This window comes from Pseudomonas benzenivorans (assembly GCF_024397895.1).
In the GTDB taxonomy this organism is placed as follows: Bacteria; Pseudomonadota; Gammaproteobacteria; order Pseudomonadales; family Pseudomonadaceae; genus Aquipseudomonas; species Aquipseudomonas benzenivorans_A.
Genome location: NZ_CP073346.1, coordinates 342,161 through 364,999, shown reverse-complemented (window position 1 = coordinate 364,999; position 22,839 = coordinate 342,161). Strand labels below are relative to the sequence as shown.

Here is a 22,839-nt window from a genome sequence, read left to right as displayed (position 1 = left end):
GGGGGTTCTTAGGGTGGACAACGGCCGCAGCCCTTGTCCACCGTGGAAAGACTCGGGGTGGATAGGCCGCCGCAGGCGGCGTTGTCCACCCTAGGCCGCTTTCGGCGGGAACTTGGGTGCGTGCAGGCCCAGCTGCATGGCACGGTGGACCAGGGCCATGATGTCTTCATGGGCCAGGTCGAACAGGTGCTTGAGCTCCGGCAGCACGAAATACAGCGGCTGCAGGATGTCGATGCGATAGGGCGTGCGCATCGCCTCGAGGGCACTGAAGGGTTGGTGCTCGGGCTCATCGGACAGGCAATAGACGGTCTCCTTCGGCGAGGAGAGGATGCCGCCGCCGTAGATCTTGCGGCCCTGGCTGGTGTCGACCAGGCCGAACTCGATGGTCATCCAGTACAGGCGGGCGAGGTAGACCCGCTCTTCCTTGCTGGCCTTGAGGCCGAGTTTGCCGTAGGTGTGGGTGAACTCGGCGAACCAGGGATTGGTCAGCAGCGGGCAGTGGCCGAAGATCTCGTGGAAGATGTCCGGTTCCTGCAGGTAGTCCAGTTCCTCCGGGGTGCGGATGAAGGTGGCTACCGGGAATTGCTGGCTGGCCAGCAGTTCGAAGAAGGTCTGGAAGGGGATCAGGGCCGGCACGCGGGCGACGCGCCAGCCAGTGGCGGACTGCAGCACCTGGTTGATCTCGCCGAGCTGGGGGATGCGCTCGAGCGGCAGGCCGAGTTGATCGATGCCGTCCAGGTACTCCTGGCAGGCCCGTCCTTCGACCACCTTGAGCTGCCGGGTGATCAGGGTGTTCCACACCTGATGTTCGGCGTCGCCGTAGCGGATGAAGCCGCTTTCGTCCGGTTCGCGGGCCACGTACTGCGTGGATTTCATCGCTGCCTCCTGAGGGGGCCTTGTTGTTGTGTTGGACTATGAATATCCCAGGATGTGCAATTTCGCAGCCGTCCCTGCGCGTGCGCGGGGCGCGCTGGGGTGCCCATTTCGTAAAGAATAGATTACGCGTCTGGCGGTGTGGCTCGGCGTCTTCTTGCTGTCGGGGTGATCTGTCACATATTCTTGACAAGCATTAAGGCTAAGCGCGCGATTCTAAGGCCCGCAGCCGCTCACTCATCGCCATCGGGGCCCGCTATGCGCATCAAAGTCCACTGCCAGAATCGCATCGGCATTCTGCGCGACATCCTCAACCTGCTGGTCGAATACGGCATCAACGTGGCCCGCGGTGAGGTCGGGGGCGAGCAGGGCAATGCCATCTACCTGCACTGCCCGAACCTGATCAACCTGCAGTTTCAGTCGTTGCGCCCCAAGTTCGAGGCGATTTCCGGGGTGTTCGGCGTCAAGCGTGTGGGTCTGATGCCCAGTGAGCGCCGTCACCTGGAGCTCAATGCGCTGCTCGGCGCCCTGGACTTCCCGGTGCTGTCGATCGACATGGGCGGCTCCATCGTCGCCGCCAACCGCGCCGCCGCCCAGCTGCTCGGCGTAAGGGTGGACGAGGTGCCGGGCATCCCGCTGTCGCGCTACGCCGAGGATTTCGACCTGCCCGAGCTGGTGCGGGCCAACAAGTCGCGGATCAACGGCCTGCGGGTCAAGGTCAAGGGCGACGTGTTCCTCGCCGACATCGCGCCGCTGCAGACCGAGCACGACGAGAGCGATGCCCTGGCAGGGGCGGTCCTGACCCTGCACCGCGCCGACCGCATCGGCGAGCGCATCTACCATGTGCGCAAGCAGGAGCTGCGCGGATTCGACAGCATCTTCCAGAGCTCCAAGGTGATGGCCGCGGTGGTCCGCGAGGCACGGCGCATGGCGCCGCTGGACGCACCCTTGTTGATCGAGGGCGAGACCGGCACCGGCAAGGAGCTGCTGGCCCGCGCCTGCCACCTGGCCAGCCCGCGCGGGCAGTCGCCGTTCATGGCGCTCAACTGCGCCGGGCTGCCGGAGTCCATGGCAGAGACCGAACTGTTCGGCTACGGCCCCGGTGCCTTCGAGGGCGCACGGCCGGAGGGCAAGCTGGGGCTGCTCGAGCTGACCGCGGGCGGCACCCTGTTTCTCGATGGCGTCGGCGAGATGAGTCCGCGCCTGCAGGCCAAGCTGCTGCGCTTTCTGCAGGATGGCTGTTTCCGCCGGGTTGGCAGCGACGAGGAGGTGTACCTGGACGTGCGCGTGGTCTGCGCCACCCAGGTCGACCTGTCCGAGCTGTGCGCCCGGGGCGAGTTCCGCCAGGACCTCTACCATCGCCTCAACGTGCTCAGCCTGCACATTCCGCCGCTGCGCGAATGCCTGGACGGCCTGGCGCCGCTGGTCGAGCACTTCCTCGACCAGGCCAGCCGGCAGATCGGTTGCCCGTTGCCCAGGCTGGCGCCCCCGGTGCTGGACAAGCTCGCCCACTACCACTGGCCGGGCAACGTGCGCCAGCTGGAGAACGTGCTGTTCCAGGCCGTGTCGCTGTGCGAGGGCGGCACGGTCAAGGCCGAGCATATCCGCCTGCCCGACTACGGTGCGCCGCAGCCCCTCGGCGATTTCTCCCTGGAGGGCGGCCTGGACGCCATCCTCGGGCGTTTCGAGAGGGCCGTGCTGGAGCGCCTGTATCAGGACCATCCGAGCAGCCGGCAACTGGGCAAGCGACTCGGCGTGTCGCACACCACCATCGCCAACAAGCTGCGTCAACACGGTCTCGGCAAGGAGTAGGGCGGGCGCTGAGGATAAGTTGTTGATCTAAATGAGAAGCCGTAGCATTCGCCTTCAATTTTTTGGCCGCATGGAATGCAGCCCGATAATAAGAAGGTGAATCCATGCTCAAAACGCTTCTCGTCTACAGCCATCTGCTGGCTACCTGCATCGCCCTGGGCACCCTCCTGCAGACCGATCACAAGCTCTGGCGCTGGCGCAAGGCCGAGCTGGATGCGGTCAAGCGGGACCAGTTGGCGGAAGTCATGCAGCTGGTCAGCCTGGCGCTGCTGGCCCTGTGGCTGACTGGCCTGGCGCTGGTGACCCAGGGATACCTCAGCGAAGGCCTCGAATACCTGCTCAATCAGAAACTCTGGGCCAAGGGCAGCGTCGTCGTGCTGTTGACCCTGAACGGGGTGCTGCTGCACCGGACCGGTTTTCCCCTGCTGCATCAGGCGCCTTTGGTTGCCCTGCCGGGTGCGGCGCGGATTCGCCTGGCCCTGTTGGGGGCGTTGTCCATGAGCGCCTGGCTATTCGCCGCCTTTCTCGGCGTGGCCCGGCCCTGGAATCACGGCATGTCCTACGGGGAGGTGATGGGGATCTTCGGCGGGTTCTGGTTGTTGGCCACTGCGGTGGCCTGTCTGGTGGTCGCCGGCATCGGCCGGGCGTCCGCCGACAGCCTCGATGGCCGGGCGAGCGAGTCCTGTTAGACCTTGGTGCAATAGTCCACCCGGGCGCCCGTAGTGGAGACTGAGTCCATCCGAACCCTGCGTGATTTGGATGCAAGCATATCTCCATTCCCTTTGGAGTTAGTTTCCAGGCGGCCCCTCGTTGGGTCGCCTTTTTTTTGTCCGCCCGCGGCGCCCTGCTGCAGGGCGGTCATACCATGGTCGAATGGTCCGTAATCGGCTCCTCGCGCTAAAAAGCCCCTACTTGAAGAACAACAACTACCCCACCGAGGTGTAATCGATGAGTGCTGCGTCCCTGTATCCCGTGCGCCCAGAGGTGGCTGCCCGTTCGTTGACCGACGAAGCCACCTACCAAGCCATGTACCAGGAATCGGTGAGCAATCCCGATGGCTTCTGGCGTGAACAGGCCCAGAGGCTCGATTGGATCAAGCCCTTCACTCAGGTCAAGCAGACGTCCTTCGACGATCAGCATGTCGATATCAAGTGGTTCGCCGATGGCACCCTGAACGTGGCCCACAATTGCCTGGATCGCCACCTGGCCGAGCGTGGCGAGCAGGTGGCGATCATCTGGGAAGGCGACGACCCGGCCGAGCACAAGCACATCACCTACCGCGAACTGCACGAGCAGGTCTGCAGGTTTGCCAACGCTCTGCGCAGTCAGGACGTGCAGCGTGGCGATGTGGTGACCCTCTATATGCCGATGATCCCCGAGGCGGTGGTGGCGATGCTGGCCTGCACCCGCATCGGCGCGATCCACTCGGTGGTTTTCGGCGGCTTTTCCCCGGAGGCCCTGGCCGGGCGCATCATCGATTGCCGTTCCAAGGTGGTGATCACTGCCGACGAAGGCGTGCGCGGCGGCAAGCGCACCGCACTCAAGGCCAACGTCGATGCGGCGCTGAACAATCCGCAAACTGCCAGCGTGGAGAAGGTCATCGTGTGCCAGCGCACAGGCGGCGATATCGCCTGGGACGCGTCCCGCGACCTCTGGTACGAGGAGCTGGTCAAGGCGGCCGGCAGCGACTGTCCGGCGGCGGAGATGGGCGCCGAGGACCCGCTGTTCATCCTCTATACTTCGGGCTCCACCGGCAAGCCCAAGGGCGTGCAGCACACCACCGGCGGCTACCTGCTGTACGTCGCGCTGACCCATGAGCGGGTGTTCGACTACCGGCCCGGCGACATCTACTGGTGCACCGCCGACGTCGGCTGGGTCACCGGCCACAGCTACATCGTCTACGGTCCGCTGGCCAACGGCGCCACCACCTTGCTGTTTGAGGGCGTGCCGAACTATCCGGACATCACCCGTCTGTCGAAGATCATCGACAAGCACCAGGTCAATATTCTCTACACCGCGCCAACCGCCATCCGCGCCATGATGGCCCAGGGCGATGCGGCGGTGCAGGGCGCCGACGGTTCCAGCCTGCGCCTGCTCGGCTCGGTGGGCGAGCCGATCAACCCGGAGGCCTGGAGCTGGTACCACAGCACCATCGGTCAGGAGCGTTGCCCGATCGTCGACACCTGGTGGCAGACCGAGACCGGCGGCATCCTGATCAGCCCGCTGCCGGGCGCCACCGCGCTCAAGCCGGGTTCGGCGACCCTGCCGTTCTTCGGCGTGCGACCGGCGCTGGTGGACAACGAAGGCCAGCTGATCGAGGGCGCCGCCGAGGGCAACCTGGTGATCGTCGATTCCTGGCCGGGCCAGGCGCGCACCCTGTATGGCGATCACGGGCGCTTCGTCGACACCTACTTCAAGACCTTCAAGGGCATGTACTTCACCGGCGACGGCGCCCGCCGCGACGAAGACGGCTACTACTGGATCACCGGTCGCGTGGATGACGTGCTGAACGTCTCCGGCCACCGCATGGGCACCGCCGAAATCGAGAGCGCCCTGGTCGCGCACGCCAAGGTCGCCGAGGCCGCCGTGGTCGGTGTGCCCCACGACATCAAGGGGCAGGGCATCTACGTCTATGTCACCCTGAATCAGGGGGAAGAGCCCAGCGAACAGCTGCGTCTGGAGCTAAAGAACTGGGTACGCAAGGAAATCGGTCCGATTGCCTCGCCGGATGTGATCCAGTGGGCCCCGGGCTTGCCCAAGACCCGCTCGGGCAAGATCATGCGCCGGATCCTGCGCAAGATCGCCACCGGCGAATACGATGCACTCGGCGATATCTCCACGCTGGCCGATCCCGGCGTGGTGCAGCACCTCATCGACACTCATCGCGGCATGCAGGCCGCCTGACCGGCGCCTGCCGACAGCGCCCCGCCCCGGCCACAAGCCGTGGCGGGCGTTGTGCTTTGGGCGGGCCCAACGGCGCCGTGCTCATGAGCAACCGTCCTCGGGTCGTCGAGCCCGTCTGGTGGTCCCGTACGCAGCGCGGTTCCAGGTAACGTTTTTGCCGGTGGCGCTGGGGCGAACGGAAACATTCGACTCGCAATTTCACCGCCCGGCGCCCGCAAGTACGTGCCCGAAAGCCTTGGAAGGTCGATATCCATTGGCTTGAGGCTAAATGGGCGCGCTTATTGCTTTAGTTACCGGTTATCCCTTCTTCTGGTCTCTGCATGTTTGCTGGAGGCTGTCAATGCGTCTTACCCGTCCTTCCTGGCCTTTTGTAATTACTTGTCGCATTGAGGAAATTTCGACTTCGGGCCTCTCGCTAGAATGCCGCTCACCCAGTCGGGGCGCTTTTTGCCCGCGTCTAAGGCGGCAAAGACGGCGACGTTCCCGGCAATTCGTGCATGGCTGGATGCATGCGCACGCACCGGCAGGCTGCCAAGCGAAGCCCATTCCACTCGAAGGAGTCACAAGATGAAGAAGATTGCACTTCTCGGCGCCCTGGCGCTCTCCATGCTGTCCCCGCTGGCCATGGCCGAAGACGCCAAGCCGCTGCGTATCGGCATCGAAGCGGCTTACCCGCCGTTCGCCTACAAGACTCCGGAGGGCAACATCACCGGCTTCGACTACGACATCGGCCAGGCCCTGTGCGAAGAGATGAAGGTCGAGTGCAAGTGGATCGAGCAGGAGTTCGACGGCCTGATTCCGGCGCTAAAGGTACGCAAGTTCGACGCGGTGCTGTCGTCCATGAGCATTACCGAAGACCGCCTGAAGTCGGTGGACTTCTCCAAGAAGTACTACCACACCCCGGCCAAGCTGGCGATGAAGGCAGATACCGAGATCAAGGATCCGCTGGTCGACCTCAAGGGCAAGAAGGTCGGCGTGCAGCGCGCCTCGATCTACGATCGCTACGCCACCGACAATTTCGCTCCGGCGGGTATCGAAGTGGTGCGTTACAGCTCGCAGAACGAGATCTTCCTCGACATGACCGCGGGGCGACTGGACGCCACCCTGGCCGATGCGGTGAACATCGACGACGGCTTCCTCAAGACCGATGCCGGCAAGGGCTTCGCCCTGGTCGGCCCTGATTTCACCGAGCACAAGTACTTCGGACAGGGTGCCGGTATCGCCGTGCGCAAGGGCGACACCGCGCTGGCCGACAAGATCACCGCGGCCATCGCGGCGATCCGCGCCAACGGCAAGTACCAGGAAGTCCAGGACAAGTACTTCGACTTCAACGTCTACGGCGAGTAATCGCAATCCACCGAAAGTGGCGCACATTGACCTAGGGTGAATTTGCGCCACTTTTTCGTTGTGCTCCATGGCGCCCTGCGGCGCCCGCATGAGGTAACTAGCGCATGCTCAACGGCTACGGCTCGACCATTCTCGACGGCGCCTGGCTCACCCTGCAGCTGGCCCTGTCCTCCGTGGCGGTGGCGGTCTTCCTCGGCCTGATCGGCGCGGCCTTTCGCCTGTCGCCGATCAGGTGGCTGGCGATGCTGGGCGAAGCCTACGCCACGGTGATTCGCGGCATTCCCGACCTGGTGCTGATCCTGCTGATCTTCTACGGCGGCCAGGACCTGGTGAACCGCGTGGCGCCGATGCTCGGCCATGACGAGTACATCGACATCAACCCGTTCATCGCCGGCGTGTTCACCATGGGCTTCATCTTCGGCGCCTACCTGTCCGAGACCTTCCGCGGCGCCTTCATGGCGATCCCCAAGGGCCAGGGCGAGGCGGGCGCAGCCTACGGCATGAGCGGGGTGCAGGTGTTCTTCCGCATCCTGGTGCCGCAGATGATCCGCTTCGCCATCCCGGGCTTCACCAACAACTGGCTGGTGCTGACGAAAGCCACCGCGCTGATCTCGGTGGTCGGCCTGCAGGACATGATGTTCAAGGCGAAAAGCGCGGCCGATGCCACGCGCGAGCCCTTTACCTTCTACCTCGCGGTCGCGGCCCTCTACCTGGTGCTGACCAGCGTGTCGCTGCTGGCGCTGCGCTACCTGGAAAAACGCTACTCGGTCGGCGTCAAAGCCGCGGATCTGTGAGTAAGGGAGCGAGCGCATGATCTTCGATTACAACGTTATCTGGTCGAACCTGCCGCTGTACCTTGACGGTGTGCTGGTGACCATCAAGCTGCTGCTGATCTCCCTGGCCCTGGGCCTGGCGATGGCCGTGCCACTGGGCCTGATGCGGGTGTCCAAGTCGCAGCTGGTGAACTTCCCGGCCTGGCTCTACACCTACGTGATTCGCGGCACGCCGATGCTGGTGCAGCTGTTCCTGATCTACTACGGCCTGGCCCAGTTCGAGGGGGTGCGCGACAGCATGCTCTGGCCGTACCTGTCGGACGCGACCTTCTGTGCCTGCCTGGCGTTCGCCATCAACACCAGCGCCTACAGCGCCGAGATCCTCGCCGGCAGCTTGCGCGCCACGCCCCATGGCGAGATCGAGGCGGCCAAGGCCATGGGCATGTCGCGGGCCAAGCTGTACCGCCGCATCCTGCTGCCCTCGGCGCTGCGCCGGGCCCTGCCGCAGTACAGCAACGAAGTGATCATGATGCTGCACACCACCAGCCTGGCGTCGATCGTCACCCTGATCGACATCACCGGTGCGGCGCGCACCGTCAGCTCCCAGCACTACCTGCCGTTCGAGGCCTTCATCACCGCTGGCCTGTTGTACCTGTGCCTGACCTTTGTCCTGGTGCGCCTGTTCAAGTTGGCCGAGCGCCGCTGGCTGGGCTACATGGCGCCGCGCAAGGCCTGAGGAGGCGAGCATGCAACGGATCGAGCATGTCCTGCCCTGGGGTTGCCCGGGCACCGAACGCCGGTTGAGCGTATTCCGTTTCGGCAGCGGGCCGTGCAAGGCCTATATCCAGGCGTCCTTGCACGCCGACGAGCTGCCGGGCATGCGGGTGGCCGTGGCGCTGAAGCACCGGCTGCTGGAGCTGGAGGCCCAGGGGCGGCTGACCGGGGTGGTCGAGCTGGTGCCGGTGGCCAACCCCATCGGCCTGGCCCAGCTGTTCCAGGCCACCCACCAGGGGCGTTTCGAGTTCGCCAGCGGCAAGAACTTCAACCGCGACTTCTTCGACCTGGCGGGCGCCATCGCCCCGGCCCTGGATGGCAGCCTGGGGCAGGACGGTCCGGCCAATGTGCGGCTGATCCGCGCCGCCATGCAGGCGGCGCTCGAGGCGCTGCCGCCGGCCGAATCCGAGCTGCAGGGCCTGCAGCGCCTGCTGCTGGGGCATGCCTGCGATGCCGACCTGGTACTCGATCTGCATTGCGACTTCGAGGCGCTGGTGCATCTGTATGCCCTGCCGCAGCAGTGGCCGCAGCTGCGGCCCCTGGCCGCGCGACTGATGGCCGGTGCGGTGTTGACCACCGAAGACGGCGGCGGCAGCTCCTTCGACGAAGCCTGCTCGGCCCCCTGGCTGCAGCTGGCCCGGCGCTTTCCGGCGGCGAAGATTCCGCTGGCCTGCCTGGCTGCCACCGTGGAGCTGGGCGGCATGGCCGATACCGAGGCGAAGCGTGCCGAGGCCAGTGCCGAGAGCATCCTGGCGTTCCTCGCCGAACAGGGACTGGTCGCCGGCGATTGGCCGGCCGCGCCGCGGGACTGCTGCGAGGCAACGCCGTTCGAAGGTGCCGAATACGCCTACGCCCCCCATGCCGGGGTGGTGAGTTTTCTGCAGCCGCTGGGCGCACGGGTCAAGGTCGGCGATCCGTTGTTCGAGGTGATCGACCCGCTGGACGACCGTCATAGCGTCGTTCGCGCCTCCACCGACGGCGTGCTCTACGTGCGTGAGCGGATGCGCTTCGCCCAACCCGGTCTATGGCTGGCCAAGGTGGCCGGCAAAACCCCTATTCGCCAGGGTCGCCTGCTGAGCGACTGATTCAAGAGAGTGGAAACCATGTACAAACTCGAAGTTCAGGATCTGCACAAGCGCTACGGCAGCCATGAAGTCCTCAAGGGCGTGTCCCTGGCGGCGAAGGCCGGTGACGTGATCAGCATCATCGGCTCCAGCGGCTCGGGCAAGAGCACCTTCCTGCGCTGCATCAACCTGCTGGAGCAGCCCTACGGCGGCAAGATCCTGCTCAACGGCGAGGAGCTCAAGCTGGTGGCCAACAAGGAGGGCGGGCTCAAGGCCGCCGACCCCAGGCAGCTGCAGCGCATGCGCTCACGCCTGTCGATGGTGTTCCAGCACTTCAACCTGTGGTCGCACATGAGCGCCCTGGAGAACGTCATGGAGGCGCCGGTGCACGTCCTCGGCGTGGCGAAGAAGGAGGCCCGGGAGAAGGCCGAGCACTACCTGAACAAGGTCGGCGTGGCGCACCGCAAGGACGCCTACCCGGGGCACATGTCCGGCGGAGAGCAGCAGCGCGTGGCCATCGCTCGTGCACTGGCGATGGAGCCGGAGGTGATGCTGTTCGACGAGCCGACCTCCGCGCTCGATCCGGAACTGGTCGGCGAGGTGCTCAAGGTCATGCAGGACCTGGCGCAGGAAGGCCGCACCATGGTGGTGGTGACCCACGAGATGGGCTTCGCCCGCGAGGTGTCCAACCAGCTGGTATTCCTCCACAAGGGCGTGGTAGAAGAGCGTGGCTGCCCGAAGGAAGTGCTGGTCAATCCCCAGTCCGAGCGGCTTCAGCAATTCTTGTCCGGTAGCCTTAAATAAGCGCCAGCGCATGCGTCGCGGTATGCCACAAGAAGCCATCAGAGCCTAAACTGCCCCCCATGACTGCCCATCGAATCGGCTTCCTGCTTTGGCCCAATACCAAGCCCCTGACCTTGGCCCTGGCCGAAGAAGCCTTGCGTGTCGCCCAGCGCGTCCACCCCGAGGTGGTCTACGAGCTGTCCTTCCTCCAGGCCGAGGTGCCCGAGGAGGGCGCCTGGCGCCTGCCGGGCGTGCCCTGGCAAGGCGAGCTGGAGGGCTTTGACAAGCTCTTCCTGCTCGCCGATGAGCCGCCGGCGGCAATCGCCCCGGCGCTGTCCAGTGCCCTCAAGCACCTGGTGCGCGGCGGCTGCGTGATCGGCGGCATCTCGGCGGGGGTCTATCCCCTGGCGCAACTGGGCCTGCTCGACGGTTACCGCGCCGCCGTGCATTGGCGCTGGCAGGACGATTTCACCGAGCGCTTCCCCAAGGTGATCGCCACCAGCCACCTGTTCGACTGGGATCGCGACCGCCTGAGCGCCTGTGGCGGCCTGGCCGTGCTCGATCTGCTGCTGGCCTTGCTGGCCCGCGATCACGGTGCCGAACTGGCCGGCGCGGTTTCCGAGGAGCTGGTGGTCGAGCGCATCCGCGAGGGCAGCGAGCGTCAGCGCATTCCATTGCAGAACCGCCTGGGGTCCAGCCACCCGAAGCTGACCCAGGCGGTGCTGCTGATGGAGGCGAACATCGAGGAGCCGCTGACCACCGACGAGATCGCCCAGCACGTGTGCGTGTCGCGCCGCCAGCTGGAACGCATCTTCAAGCAGTACCTGACCCGCGTACCGAGCCAGTACTACCTGGAGCTGCGCCTGAACAAGGCGCGTCAGTTGCTGATGCAGACCAGCAAGTCGATCATCCAGATCGGCCTGTCCTGCGGCTTCTCCTCCGGGCCGCACTTCTCCAGCGCCTACCGCAACTTCTTCGGCGCCACCCCGCGCGAGGACCGCAACCAGCGGCGCAGCAACAGCCCGTTCGAGCTGACCTCCTCGGAGGCCGAGCGAAGCTGAATTGCGCTCGACAAAAAAGCCCGCGTAGATGCGGGCTTTTTTATGGTCAGCGGTTCGCCGATCAGTCTTCCATGGCGCCCATGGCCGTGGTGTTGAAGCCACCGTCGACGTACATGATCTCGCCGCTGACACCCGAGGCCAGGTCGGAGCAGAGGAAGGCGCCGGCATTGCCGACTTCCTCGATGGTCACGTTGCGACGCAGGGGGGTCTGCTTCTCGTTGGCGGCGAGCATCTTGCGGAAGCTCTTGATGCCCGAAGCCGCCAGGGTGCGGATGGGGCCGGCGGAGATGGCGTTGACGCGGGTGCCTTCTGGGCCGAGGCTGCCGGCCAGGTAGCGAACGCCGGCTTCCAGGCTGGCCTTGGCCATGCCCATGACGTTGTAGTTGGGCATGGTGCGCTCGGCGCCCAGGTAGGACAGGGTGAGCAGGCTGCCATTGCGGCCTTGCATCAGCTGGCGACCGGCCTTGGCCAAGGCCACGAAGCTGTAGGCGCTGATGTCGTGGGCAATGCGGAAGCCCTCACGGGTGGTGACTTCGGTGAAGTCGCCGTCCAGCTGGTCGCCCGGGGCGAAGCCGACCGAGTGAACGATGCAGTCCAGGCCGTCCCACTTCTTGCTCAGGGCCTCGAAGACGCTGACGATCTCGTCATCGTTGGCCACGTCGCAGGGAAAGCACAGCTCGGGGCCCGAGCCCCAGCCGGCGGCGAACTCTTCGACGCGCCCCTTGAGCTTCTCGTTCTGATAGGTGAAGGCCAGTTCGGCGCCTTCGCGGTGCATGGCCGCGGCGATGCCCGAAGCGATGGACAGTTTGCTGGCAACGCCAACGATCAGAACGCGTTTACCGGTTAGAAAACCCATTGTGCTCTTCCTCTTCCTGCTTTCAAGGATTAGTCAGTAGCGCCTGGAGCCAGAAAGGCGGCTTCCAGCAGCTGCTGAGTATAAATATGTTGCGGCGCGGCGAAGATCCGCTCCGCGGGACCCTGTTCCACCACTTGCCCTTCCTTGACCACGATCAGCTGGTGGCTCAACGCCCGAACCACTGCCAGATCGTGGCTGATGAACAGGTAGGTCAGGTTGTACTTGACCTGCAACGATCGCAGCAATTCCACGACCTGGCGCTGGACTGTGCGATCGAGCGCCGAGGTGGGCTCGTCTAGCAGTATCAGCGCCGGTTTCAACACCAGCGCACGGGCGATAGCGATCCGCTGCCGTTGCCCGCCGGAAAACTCATGGGGATAGCGGTGCCGGGTTTCCGGGTCCAGATCCACCTCCACAAGTGCGTCGATGATCGCCTGCTCCTGTTCAGCCCGCGTGCCCATGCGATGGATGTGCAGGCCTTCGCCGACAATCTGACCCACCGACATGCGCGGGCTCAGGCTGCCGAACGGATCCTGAAACACCACCTGCATTTGCCGCCGCAAGGGCCGCACGCTGTGTTGCGACAGATCCTCCAGGGCCTGCCCCTGAAAACGGATGGCGCCCTGACTGCCGAGCAGCTTCAGGATCGCCAAGCCCAGGGTCGACTTACCGGAACCACTTTCGCCGACGATGCCGAGGGTCTGACCCTGGGGCACGCTGAAGCTGATTCCGTCCACTGCCTTGACATGGTCGACGGTGCGCCGCAGCAGGCCCTTCTTGATCGGAAACCACACCCGCAGATTGTCGACCTCCAGCAGTGGCGGGCCGGCAGTGACTGCCACCGGATCACCGCTGGGCTCTGCGCCGAGCAGTTCCTGGGTATAGGGATGCTGCGGCGAATGGAACAGCTTTTCACACGACGCTTGTTCGACGATCTTTCCGCTCTGCATGACACATACGCGGTGGGCAATTCTTCGCACCAGGTTGAGGTCATGGCTGATCAGCAGCAGCGCCATGCCCAGGCGAGCCTGCAATTCCTTGAGCAGTTCGAGGATCTTGAGCTGCACGGTAACGTCCAGCGCGGTGGTTGGCTCGTCGGCAATCAGCAATTCCGGCTCGTTGGCCAGGGCCATGGCGATCATCACGCGCTGGCGCTGGCCGCCGGACAGCTCATGGGGGTAGGCCTTGAGCCGCTTGCGTGGCTCGGGGATGCCAACCAGATCGAGCAACTCCAGGGTGCGCTCGGTGGCGGCCGCGCCGCTCAGGCCTTTGTGCAGAGCGAGCACCTCGTTGATCTGCTTGCCGATGCTGTGCAGCGGGTTCAGCGAGGTCATGGGCTCCTGGAAGACCATGGCGATGCGGTCGCCACGGATGCCGCGCAGGCGGTTCTCGTCGAGCTTGAGCAGGTCTTCGCCGGCGTAATGAATGCTGCCGCTCGGGTGGCGTGCCAGAGGGTAGGGCAGCAGGCGCAGGATCGAGTGCGCGGTGACCGACTTGCCTGAGCCGCTTTCGCCGACCAGGGCCAGGGTCTCGCCGCGCTTGATGGAAAAGCTGACGCCCTCGACCACGCGTTGCTTCTGCTCGCCGGTGACGAATTCGACGGACAGGTCGCGGACTTCGATCAGGGGGGCTGAGTCGTTCATCTCATTTCCTCGGGTCGAAGGCGTCGCGCGCCGCTTCGCCAATAAACACCAGCAGGCTGAGCATCAGGGCCAGGACGGCGAATGCGCTGATCCCCAGCCAGGGCGCCTGCAGGTTGGACTTGCCCTGGGCCACCAGTTCGCCGAGCGACGGCGCGCCCGGCGGCAGGCCGAAGCCGAGAAAATCCAGGGCGGTGAGAGTGCCGATGGCGCCGGTGAGGATGAAGGGCATGAAGGTCATGGTCGAGACCATGGCGTTGGGCAGGATGTGGTGGAGCATGATGGCGCCGTTCTCCATGCCCAGGGCGCGGGCGGCACGCACGTACTCCAGGTTGCGCCCGCGGAGAAACTCGGCGCGCACCACGTCGACCAGGCTCATCCAGGAGAACAGCAGCATGATGCCCAGCAGCCACCAGAAGTTCGGCTGCACGAAGCTGGCCAGGATGATCAGTAGGTAGAGCACCGGCAGGCCCGACCAGACCTCGAGGAAGCGTTGCCCGAGCAGGTCGACCCAGCCGCCGTAGAAGCCCTGCAGGGCGCCGGCGAGCACCCCGATGATCGAGCTGAGCACGGTCAGGGTCAGGGCGAACAGCACCGAAATGCGGAAGCCGTAGATCACCCGGGCTAGCACGTCGCGGCCCTGGTCATCGGTGCCCAGCCAGTTGGCCGTGGACGGCGGCGCCGGCGCCGGCACCTCAAGGTCGTAGTTGATGCTGGAATAGCTGAAGGGGATGGGCGGCCAGATCATCCAGCCGTCCTTCTCCTCGATCAGCCCCTGGATATAGGGGCTCTTGTAGTTGGCCTGCAGTGGGAATTCGCCGCCGAAGGTGGTTTCCGGGTAGCGCTTGAGCACGGGGAAATACCACTGGTCGTCGTACTGCACGACCAGCGGCTTGTCGTTGGCGATCAACTCGGCACCCAGGGTCAGGACGAACAGCACCAGGAAGATCCACAGCGACCACCAGCCGCGCTTGTGCGCCTTGAAGCGTTCGAATCGCCGTTGATTGATAGGAGACAAGGCCATCTCAGTTCTCCCGGCTTTCGAAGTCGATGCGCGGATCGACCAGGGTGTAGGTGAGATCGCCGATCAGTTTCAACACCAGTCCCAGCAGGGTGAAGATGAACAGGGTGCCGAACACCACGGGGTAGTCGCGATTGATCGCCGCCTCGAAACTCATCAGGCCGAGGCCGTCGAGGGAGAAGATCACCTCGATCAGCAGGGAGCCGGTGAAGAAGATGCCGATCAGCGCCGAAGGGAAGCCGGCGATGATGATCAGCATGGCATTGCGGAATACATGGCCGTAGAGCACGCCGTTCTTCGACAGCCCCTTGGCGCGGGCGGTGGTCACGTACTGCTTGTTGATCTCGTCGAGGAAGCTGTTCTTGGTCAGCAGGGTCAGGGTGGCGAAGTTGCCGATGACCAAGGCGGTGACAGGCAGGGCCAGGTGCCAGAAGTAGTCGATGATCTTGCCGCCCAGGCTGAGCTCATCGAAGTTGTTCGAGGTCAGGCCACGCAGGGGGAACCAGTCGAAGTAGCTGCCGCCGGCGAACAGCACGATCAACAGAATGGCGAACAGGAACGCCGGAATGGCGTAGCCGACGATGATCGCCGAGCTGGTCCAGACGTCGAAGGCGCTGCCATGGCGCACGGCCTTGGCGATGCCCAGGGGGATGGATACCAGGTACATGATCAGGGTGCTCCACAGCCCGAGGGACACCGATACCGGCATTTTCTCGACGATCAGGTCGATCACCTCGGCGTCGCGGAAGAAGCTCTCGCCGAAATCCAGTTGCGCGTAGTTCTTCAGCATGATCCAGAAGCGCTCGGGCGCCGGTTTGTCGAAGCCGTACAGGCGCTCGATCTCGGCGATGAGCTCGGGGTCCAGGCCCTGGGCGCCACGGTAGTTGGCGCTGGCCACGGCCACCTCGGCGCCGCCTCCGGCGATGCGGCTGGTGGCCCCTTCGAAGCCCTCCAGCTGGGCGATCATCTGCTCCACCGGGCCGCCGGGAGCGGCCTGGATGATGACGAAGTTGAGCAGCAGGATGCCGAACAGCGTGGGGATGATCAGCAGCAGGCGCCGCAGGATATAGGCCAGCATGCTACTGCTCCGTGCTCGAAGCTTCGGCGCCGCTGGGCGCCTCCGCCTGCGGCAACTCGCGGAACCACCAGGTGTTCAGGCCGATGTCGTAGAGCGGCGTGACCTGTGGGTGGGCCAGGTGGTTCCAGTAGGCCACGCGCCAGGTCTTGATGTGCCAGTTGGGAATGACGTAATGGCCCCATAGCAACGCACGGTCCAGGGCGCGGGTGTGGTCGATGAGGCTCTGGCGCGAGTCGGCATTGATCAGGCCCTCGACCAACTGGTCGATGGCCGGGTCCTTGAGACCGATGAAGTTGCGGCTACCGGGCTTGTCGGCACTGCTGGAGTGCCAGTACTCGCGCTGCTCGTTACCCGGCGAGTTGGACTGGCCGAAGCCGCTGACGATCAGGTCGAAGTCCCGCGAGCGCAGGCGGTTGATGTACTGGGAGACGTCCACTCGGCGAATCACCAGGTCCATGCCGAGGTCCGCCAGGTTGCGCTTGAAGGGCAGCAGCACCCGCTCGAACTCGGGTTGGGCGAGCAGGAACTCGAAGCTCACCGGCTTGCCCTCGGCATCCAGCATGTGATCGCCTTCGATCCGCCAGCCGGCTTCTTGCAGCAATTGGTAGGCGCGGCGCTGCTGCTCGCGGATGATGCCGCTGGCGTCGGTGACCGGCAGGCTGAACGCCTGACTGAAGACCTCGGGCGGCAGCTTGTCGCGCAGCGGCTCGAGGATCTGCAGCTCGGCCTCGCTCGGCAGGCCCCTGGAGGCCAGCTCGGAATTGTCGAAGTAACTGTGGGTGCGGGTGTAGGCGCCGTTGAACAGCTGCTTGTTGGCCCATTCGAAGTCGAACAGCAGGCCGAGGGCCTCGCGCACCCGGCGATCCTCGAACAGCGGTCGGCGGATGTTGAAGATGAAACCCTGCATGCCGGTGGGGTTGTGGTTCTCGATCTCTTCCTTGATCAGTTGACCGTTGGCTACCGCGGCGACGTCGTAGGCGGTGGCCCAGTTCTTTGCGCTGGTTTCCAGCCAATAATCGAACTGTCCGGCCTTGAGCGCCTCCAGGGCCACGGTGTTGTCGCGGTAGTAATCGATGCGCATGCGGTCGAAGTTGTAGAAGCCGCGATTGACCGGCAGGTCCTTGCCCCACCAGTCCTCGACACGTTCATAGACGATGGAGCGGCCGGCTTTCACTTGTGCCACCTTGTATGGCCCGCTGCCCAGCGGGGCATCCAGGTTGCCCTTGCTGAAGTCGCGGTCCGCCCACCAGTGCTTGGGCAGCACCGGCAGCTGGCCGAGGATCAGCGGCAGCTCGCGGTTGCCGGCCTGTTTGAAGATAAAGCGCACCTGGCGCGGCCCTTCGACCTCGACCCGATCTACATCGGCGTAGTAAGCGCGGTAGGTCGGGGCACCGTGGGTCATCAAGGCTTCGAAGGTGAATTTGACGTCTTCGGCGGTCACCGGCTGGCCGTCATGGAAGCGCGCCTCGGGACGCAGGTAGAAGCGCACCCAGGCGTTGTCCGGGGCCTTCTCGATTTTCTCCGCCAGCAAGCCGTATTCGGTGAAGGGTTCGTCCAGGCTATGGCGGGTCAGGGTCTCGTAGATCAGGCCGATGTCGTCTGCCGCCACGCCCTTGTTGATGAAAGGGTTGAGGCTGTCGAAGCCGCCGAAGCCGGACTGGCGCAAGGTGCCGCCCTTGGGCGCATCGGGATTCACGTAGTCGAAGTGGTGAAAGTCGGCGGGGTACTTGGGCGGCTCGCCATACAGGGTCAGCGCGTGCTGCGGCGCGGCCTGGCTCAGGCTGGCCAGGGCCAGCAGCAACAGGCCGCTGCTGTGGGCGAAGAATGAGCGCAACGGATGCGTCATCGGGTGATCTCCGAAGGTTTCAGCCACCAGGTGCGCAGGCCCAGGGTGTAGGGCGGCGTGGCGACGAAGGCGAAGCGGTTCCAGTACGCCAGGCGGTGATGGCTGATGTACCAGTTGGGAATGGTGTAGTGCTGCCACAGCAGCACGCGGTCCAGGGCCCGGGTCGCGGCGACCTGCTGGTCGCGGGTTCTGGCGGCCAGCAGCTTGTCGAGCAGGGCGTCGACCACCGGATGGCTGATGCCCGCGTAGTTCTTGCCCCCCTTGATCTTGGCCTGACTGGAGTGGAAGTACAGCCACTGTTCCAGGCCGGGGCTGAGGGTCTGTGGCAGGGTCAGCAGAATCATGTCGAAATCGAACTGATCCAGACGCTGCTTGTACTGGGCCCGGTCGACGGTGCGCAGGTTGGCTTCGATGCCGATGCGCGCGAGGTTCTCGGCGTAGGGCTGAAGAATCCGCTCCAGCCTGGGGTTGACCAGCAGAATCTCGAAACTCAGCGGCTGGCCGTCATCGTTCAGCATGCGTTGGCCGCGGGGTTTCCAGCCGGCTTCGGCCAAGAGCCCCAGGGCGCGGCGCAGGGTTTCTCGCGGAATGCCGCGGCCGGCGGTCTGCGGCATGCTGAACGGCTCGGTGAACAGGCGCGCCGGCAGCTGCTTGCGGTAGGGTGACAGCAACAGCCACTCGGCCCCCTTGGGCTTGCCGGTGGCGGAGAACTCGCTGTTCGGGTAGTAGCTCTTGGCCCGGGTATAGGAGCCGTTGAACAGGGCGCGGTTGGTCCACTCGAAATCGAACATCAGGCCGATCGCTTCACGCACCTTGCGCTCGGCGAAGGTGGTGCGCCGCGCGTTCATGAACAGGGCCTGGGTCTGGGTGGGGATCTGGTGGGGAATCTCGGCCTTCACCACCTCGCCGCGCTCAACGGCTGGAAAGCGGTAGCCGCTGGCCCAGTTCTTCGCCTGGTGCTCGATATAGAAGTCGAATTCTCCGGCCTTGAACGCCTCGAAGGCGACGTGGTTGTCGCGGTAGAACTCGACCTCGACCCGGTCGAAGTTGTACTTGCCGCTATTGACCGGCAGCTTCTCGCCCCACCAGTCCTTGACCCGCTCGAAAGTCAGGCTGCGCCCCGGATTGACCTCGGTGATGCGATACGGCCCACTGCCCAGGGGCGGCTCGAAGGTGGTGGCCTTGAAATCGCGGTCCTTCCAGTAGTGCTGCGGCAGCACCGGCAGTTCGCCCAGGCGCAGGATCAGCAGCGGGTTGCCGGCGCGCTTGAAGACGAAACGGATGCGATGGCGATTGAGGATGTCGACCCGTTTGACCTCCTGCAGGTTGGTGCGGTACTGCGGATGGCCATCCCTGAGCAGCAGGCGGTAGGAAAACGCCACGTCGTAGGCGGTGATAGATTTGCCGTCGTGGAAGCGCGCCTGCGGGCGCAGGTTGAATACCACCCAGCTGCGGTCCTCGCTGTACTCCACCGACTTGGCGATCAACCCGTAGCTCGAGGCCGGTTCGTCCCCGGAGGGGTCGTAGGAGTCCGTGCCGGCCATCAGCGGCTCGTTCAGGCCGGTGATGCCATATTGCAGGAAGTTGGCCGTGGCGATCGGGCTGGTACCCTTGAGCGCGTAGGCGTTAAGCGTATCGAACGAGCCCAGCGCCATCATCCGCACGGTGCCGCCCTTGGGGGCATCGGGGTTGACCCAGTCGAAATGGGTAAAGCTGGCGGGATACTTGAGTTGGCCGAATTGCGCGTAGCCATGGCTTTCGCGGATGGCAGCCCAGGTCGGCAGGCTGAGGGCCAGGCCTAGCAGTAGCGAGAGGAGGGGACGTATCAACTGAAATATCCGATCCGTGGCGGCTTTTGGGCTTCTTGTCCGGTACAGTAACAGCTTGTATCCGCTGGAAAAAGACCAGGCCCGGTAGCCGGGCATGGGCGCCTGTTGGTGACAGTTGGACAACTCATAGCGAGGCCTTGAACTTGAGTATGCGTAGCCATGGTTTGCAGTCCTGGATTGAGCGTTTGAACGAAGCCGAACTGCCGGCCCTGGCCGTGGTGGTACAGGATCTGCAACGTCTGGCCCACTCGGAAAAGTCTTCGGTCAAACAACTGGCAGACGTGCTGCTTCGCGATGCCTCACTGACCTCCAAGGTCCTGCGCGTCGGCAACAGCGCATACTACAACCCTTCGCAGGAGAATATCCGCACTATCTCGCGGGCCATCGTGCTGATCGGTTTCGACAAGGTACGCCTGATTAGCCTGGCGGTGAGCCTGGTCGACACCCTGCTCACCCAGGCGCCCCGGGAGCAGCTGCAGGCGCTGCTGGCGCGCTCCTTTCACGCCGCCGTGCAGGCGCGCAATGTCGCAGGCTATGTGCTGTCCCGGCGACAGGAAGAGGTTTTTATCGCCGCGCTGTTGTTTCACTTGGGTGAGCTCACGTTCTGGGGGTGCGGTGGCGAACAGGCCGACGAATTGGCCTTGGCTCTGGATCAGCCGGGAATCGAAGCCGACGCCGCGGTGCGCGCGGTGCTGGGCACCAGTTTTCGTCAATTGACGCAGGGCTTGGTGAAAAACTGGAACTTGGGCGAGATTGCCAGCCTGGCTCATGGCGGCAGCAATCAGAGTGACCCGGCCGGTTACGCGGTCACGCTGGGCACGCGAATCAGCGAGGCGGCGCTGGAGGGCTGGGACTCGCCGGCCATGGAGCAATTGGTCGAGCAACTGGCCGATCTCGTCGGCATCAGCCGCGAGGAGGCCATGCAGCAGGTGCTGGCCAGCGCCGATGAAGCCGTCAAAGTGGTCGGTACTTTCGGTGCGTCCAAACTGTGTCAGCTGATTCCCAGTACCGATCCCGAACATATTCGCCGCCAACAGCAACAGCGCGAGGTACGGCTGTTGCAACCCGATTTGCCGCGGATGCAGCGGGCGTTGCAGGAACTTGGTCAGATGGCGGCCAGTAAAGGGGATGTCGGCTTGATCCTCGATACCCTGCTCGAGGGACTGCACCGTGGGGCGGGGCTGGAGCGCGTGATGCTGGCGGTGTTGGCCGATGGGCAACGCTGTTTTCGCGCCAAGCGGGTGTCGGGAGAGGGTACCAGCGACTGGATCAGCGACTTCGAGCTGCCGGTCGAGCTTTCCGCCCAGAGCCACATCTTCAGCTACGTGCTGCGGCACAAGGAAGCGGTGTGGATGGGCGTACCCGCCAGCTACGGTCTGAGTGAGCTGGTCACTGAGCCGATTCGCCAGTGGTTCGGCCAGGGCATGTTCTTCATCGCCCCGCTGCTGGCGGGAAAGCGGGAAATCGGCGTGCTCTACGCCGATAGCCGGGTATCCGGACGGGCGTTGAGCCATGAGCAGTTCGTCGCCTTTCAGCGTTTTACCCAGCTCACCGGGCGCTGCCTGGAGGCGTTGAGCAAGCGCGGCTGATCAGCGCGGCAAGTACAGGGTCAGGGTCTGGCCGGGCTTGAGGGCGCTGCCGGTGCGCGGGTTCCAGCGCTGCAGGTGCTTCATCTGCACCTTGAAGCGCTTGGCGATCAGGTACAGCGAGTCGCCCCGGCGCACCTTGTAGTAGGTGGCGGCGTCGGTGCTGGCAGCGGCGCTGTTCGCCGACGCATTTGAAGTCTGCAACACCAGCGTCTGGCCGACGCGCAGGTTGTTGCCCTTGAGCTTGTTCCAGCGCTGCACGTCCTGGACCGAGACCCGGTGGGCCTGGGCGATCTGCCAGAGGTTGTCGCCACGCTTCACCCGATAGCTGCGCGGTGGCTCCGCGCGGCTTGCGACGTTCTCAAACAGCGGCGTTTGCGGCTGCACGCCCGGCAGCGCGGGAATGCTCAGCACCTGGCCGACGCTCAGCCGGTTGCTGCTGAGTCGGTTGATGTCCTTGAGGGTGCGCACCGTGAGCTGATGACGGTTGGCGATGGCGTGCAAGCTGTCGCCGGCGCGCACGCGGTATTGCTGCCAGTCGACCCGCTCCTGGGGCTTCATCAGGGCCAGATTGGCGGTCAGCATCTCCGCCTTGTCGGTGGGTACCAGCAAATGTTGCGGGCCATCCAGGGTGATGCGCCGCTTGAAGGCCGGGTTGAGCTGGTACAGCTCGTCCTCGTCGAGGTCGGCCATGGCGGCGACGCGCGACAGGTCCATGCGCTGCTTGAGTTCGACCTTCTCGAAATAGGGTTGGTTGGCAATGGGCGCCAGGCTGACGCCATAGGCCTGGGGCGTCATGATCACCTGGGACAGGGCCAGCAGCTTGGGCACGTAGTTGCGCGTCTCGTCCGGCAGCGGCAGGTTCCAGTAGTCGGTCGGCAGGCCAAGTTTCTGATTGCGCTCGATGGCCCGGCTGACCCGGCCTTCGCCGGCGTTGTAGGCCGCCAGGGCCAGCAGCCAGTCGCCGTTGAACATCTCATGCAGGCGCGACAGGTAGTTCATCGCCGCGTTGGTGGAGGCGAGGACGTCACGCCGGCCGTCGTACCAGCTGGTCTGACGCAGGTTGAAATGGCGGCCGGTGGAGGGGATGAACTGCCACAGGCCGACGGCATCGGCGGGCGAATAGGCGAAGGGGTTGTAGGCGCTTTCGATCATCGGCAGCAGCGCCAGCTCCATCGGCATGCCCCGTTCTTCCAGACGCTCGACGATGTAATGGATGTAGGGGTTGCTACGTTCGCCGACCTTTTCGACGAAGGCCGGGTTGCTGGCGAACCACAGGCGTTGCTGTTCGATGCGCGGGTTGATGCCGATCTGGTCCTGCAGTTGATAGCCGTCGCGGACCCGCTCCCAGATATCTTCTGGCTCGTCCGGCTCGATCTCGCTCATCAACCATTCCGGCTCGCGCTCCAGACCGATCGTCAGGTCGGTGTCGCGGCCTGGGTCTTCGGCGCCGCCGCGGCTCTGACAACCGCTCAGGAGCACGCTGAACACCACCACGAGCGCCGCGGCGCTTTGTGCCAATGCCTTAGAAATCAGTGGCTTGCGTGGTGATATAGGCATTGGTCGGCGTGTACTTCCCAGGCAAAAGAGCG

The 22,839-nt window shown here is 64.5% G+C and carries 18 protein-coding genes; 10 read left to right on the top strand and 8 right to left on the bottom strand.

Annotation, left to right across the window (positions count from 1 at the left end; translation table 11 throughout):
* Positions 1–90: 90 nt before the first annotated feature.
* Positions 91–876: a phenylalanine 4-monooxygenase gene (gene phhA, locus KDW96_RS01565; RefSeq protein ID WP_255838645.1), complete on the bottom strand. Its 786-nt coding sequence runs from the start codon at positions 874–876 to the stop codon at positions 91–93.
* Between the two features lie 255 nt (positions 877–1,131).
* Here phhA and KDW96_RS01560 point away from each other — a divergent pair, with 255 nt between their 5' ends.
* The 9 genes from KDW96_RS01560 to argR all read left to right on the top strand — a co-directional run bounded on the left by KDW96_RS01560 (position 1,132) and on the right by argR (position 11,391).
* Positions 1,132–2,685, top strand: coding sequence for a sigma-54-dependent transcriptional regulator (locus tag KDW96_RS01560; protein WP_255838644.1), 1,554 nt, complete (start codon positions 1,132–1,134; stop codon positions 2,683–2,685).
* Between the two features lie 104 nt (positions 2,686–2,789).
* Complete coding sequence (locus tag KDW96_RS01555; RefSeq protein WP_255838643.1) at positions 2,790–3,374, top strand: hypothetical protein; 585 nt, start codon at positions 2,790–2,792, stop codon at positions 3,372–3,374.
* Positions 3,375–3,633: 259 nt separating this feature from the next.
* A complete protein-coding gene (acs, locus tag KDW96_RS01550; protein ID WP_255838642.1) occupies positions 3,634–5,589 on the top strand; it encodes an acetate--CoA ligase in 1,956 nt (651 codons plus the stop codon).
* A 567-nt stretch (positions 5,590–6,156) separates the two neighbouring features.
* Positions 6,157–6,936, top strand: a complete 780-nt coding sequence (locus KDW96_RS01545; protein ID WP_255838640.1) for an ABC transporter substrate-binding protein — start codon at positions 6,157–6,159, stop codon at positions 6,934–6,936.
* 104 nt (positions 6,937–7,040) lie between these two features.
* Positions 7,041–7,730, top strand: coding sequence for an ABC transporter permease (locus KDW96_RS01540; protein ID WP_255838639.1), 690 nt, complete (start codon positions 7,041–7,043; stop codon positions 7,728–7,730).
* Positions 7,731–7,746: 16 nt separating this feature from the next.
* Positions 7,747–8,445 (top strand): ABC transporter permease, encoded by a 699-nt coding sequence (locus KDW96_RS01535; RefSeq protein ID WP_255838638.1) that lies wholly within the window; start codon positions 7,747–7,749, stop codon positions 8,443–8,445.
* Between the two features lie 10 nt (positions 8,446–8,455).
* Positions 8,456–9,568 carry a succinylglutamate desuccinylase/aspartoacylase family protein gene (locus tag KDW96_RS01530; RefSeq protein WP_255838636.1) on the top strand — a complete coding sequence of 371 codons (1,113 nt, stop codon included), beginning with the start codon at positions 8,456–8,458 and terminating at the stop codon, positions 9,566–9,568.
* Between the two features lie 18 nt (positions 9,569–9,586).
* On the top strand, positions 9,587–10,351 hold the full coding sequence (locus KDW96_RS01525) for an ABC transporter ATP-binding protein (RefSeq protein ID WP_255838635.1): 765 nt from the start codon (positions 9,587–9,589) through the stop codon (positions 10,349–10,351).
* Positions 10,352–10,410: 59 nt separating this feature from the next.
* Positions 10,411–11,391, top strand: coding sequence for a transcriptional regulator ArgR (argR, locus tag KDW96_RS01520; protein WP_255838633.1), 981 nt, complete (start codon positions 10,411–10,413; stop codon positions 11,389–11,391).
* Between the two features lie 61 nt (positions 11,392–11,452).
* Here argR and fabI read toward each other — a convergent pair whose 3' ends face one another.
* The 6 genes from fabI to KDW96_RS01490 are packed head-to-tail and all read right to left on the bottom strand — an operon-like array spanning position 11,453 to position 19,658.
* Positions 11,453–12,247 (bottom strand): enoyl-ACP reductase FabI, encoded by a 795-nt coding sequence (gene fabI, locus KDW96_RS01515; RefSeq protein WP_255838632.1) that lies wholly within the window; start codon positions 12,245–12,247, stop codon positions 11,453–11,455.
* A gap of 29 nt (positions 12,248–12,276) precedes the next feature.
* Positions 12,277–13,890 carry an ABC transporter ATP-binding protein gene (locus KDW96_RS01510; RefSeq protein ID WP_255838631.1) on the bottom strand — a complete coding sequence of 538 codons (1,614 nt, stop codon included), beginning with the start codon at positions 13,888–13,890 and terminating at the stop codon, positions 12,277–12,279.
* A gap of 1 nt (position 13,891) precedes the next feature.
* Complete coding sequence (locus KDW96_RS01505) at positions 13,892–14,911, bottom strand: ABC transporter permease (RefSeq protein WP_255838630.1); 1,020 nt, start codon at positions 14,909–14,911, stop codon at positions 13,892–13,894.
* 1 nt (position 14,912) lies between these two features.
* Entirely contained in the window at positions 14,913–15,986 is a 1,074-nt protein-coding gene (locus tag KDW96_RS01500) for a microcin C ABC transporter permease YejB (RefSeq protein ID WP_255838629.1), read from the bottom strand.
* 1 nt (position 15,987) lies between these two features.
* A complete protein-coding gene (locus tag KDW96_RS01495) occupies positions 15,988–17,832 on the bottom strand; it encodes an extracellular solute-binding protein (RefSeq protein WP_255838628.1) in 1,845 nt (614 codons plus the stop codon).
* Positions 17,829–19,658, bottom strand: coding sequence for an extracellular solute-binding protein (locus KDW96_RS01490; RefSeq protein ID WP_255840608.1), 1,830 nt, complete (start codon positions 19,656–19,658; stop codon positions 17,829–17,831). Before KDW96_RS01490 ends, KDW96_RS01495 begins: the two co-directional genes overlap by 4 nt.
* A 152-nt stretch (positions 19,659–19,810) precedes the next feature.
* Here KDW96_RS01490 and KDW96_RS01485 point away from each other — a divergent pair, with 152 nt between their 5' ends.
* Positions 19,811–21,250, top strand: coding sequence for an HDOD domain-containing protein (locus KDW96_RS01485; RefSeq protein WP_370295489.1), 1,440 nt, complete (start codon positions 19,811–19,813; stop codon positions 21,248–21,250).
* Here KDW96_RS01485 and KDW96_RS01480 read toward each other — a convergent pair whose 3' ends face one another.
* On the bottom strand, positions 21,251–22,807 hold the full coding sequence (locus KDW96_RS01480; protein WP_255838626.1) for a lytic transglycosylase domain-containing protein: 1,557 nt from the start codon (positions 22,805–22,807) through the stop codon (positions 21,251–21,253).
* Between the last annotated feature and the right edge of the window lie 32 nt (positions 22,808–22,839).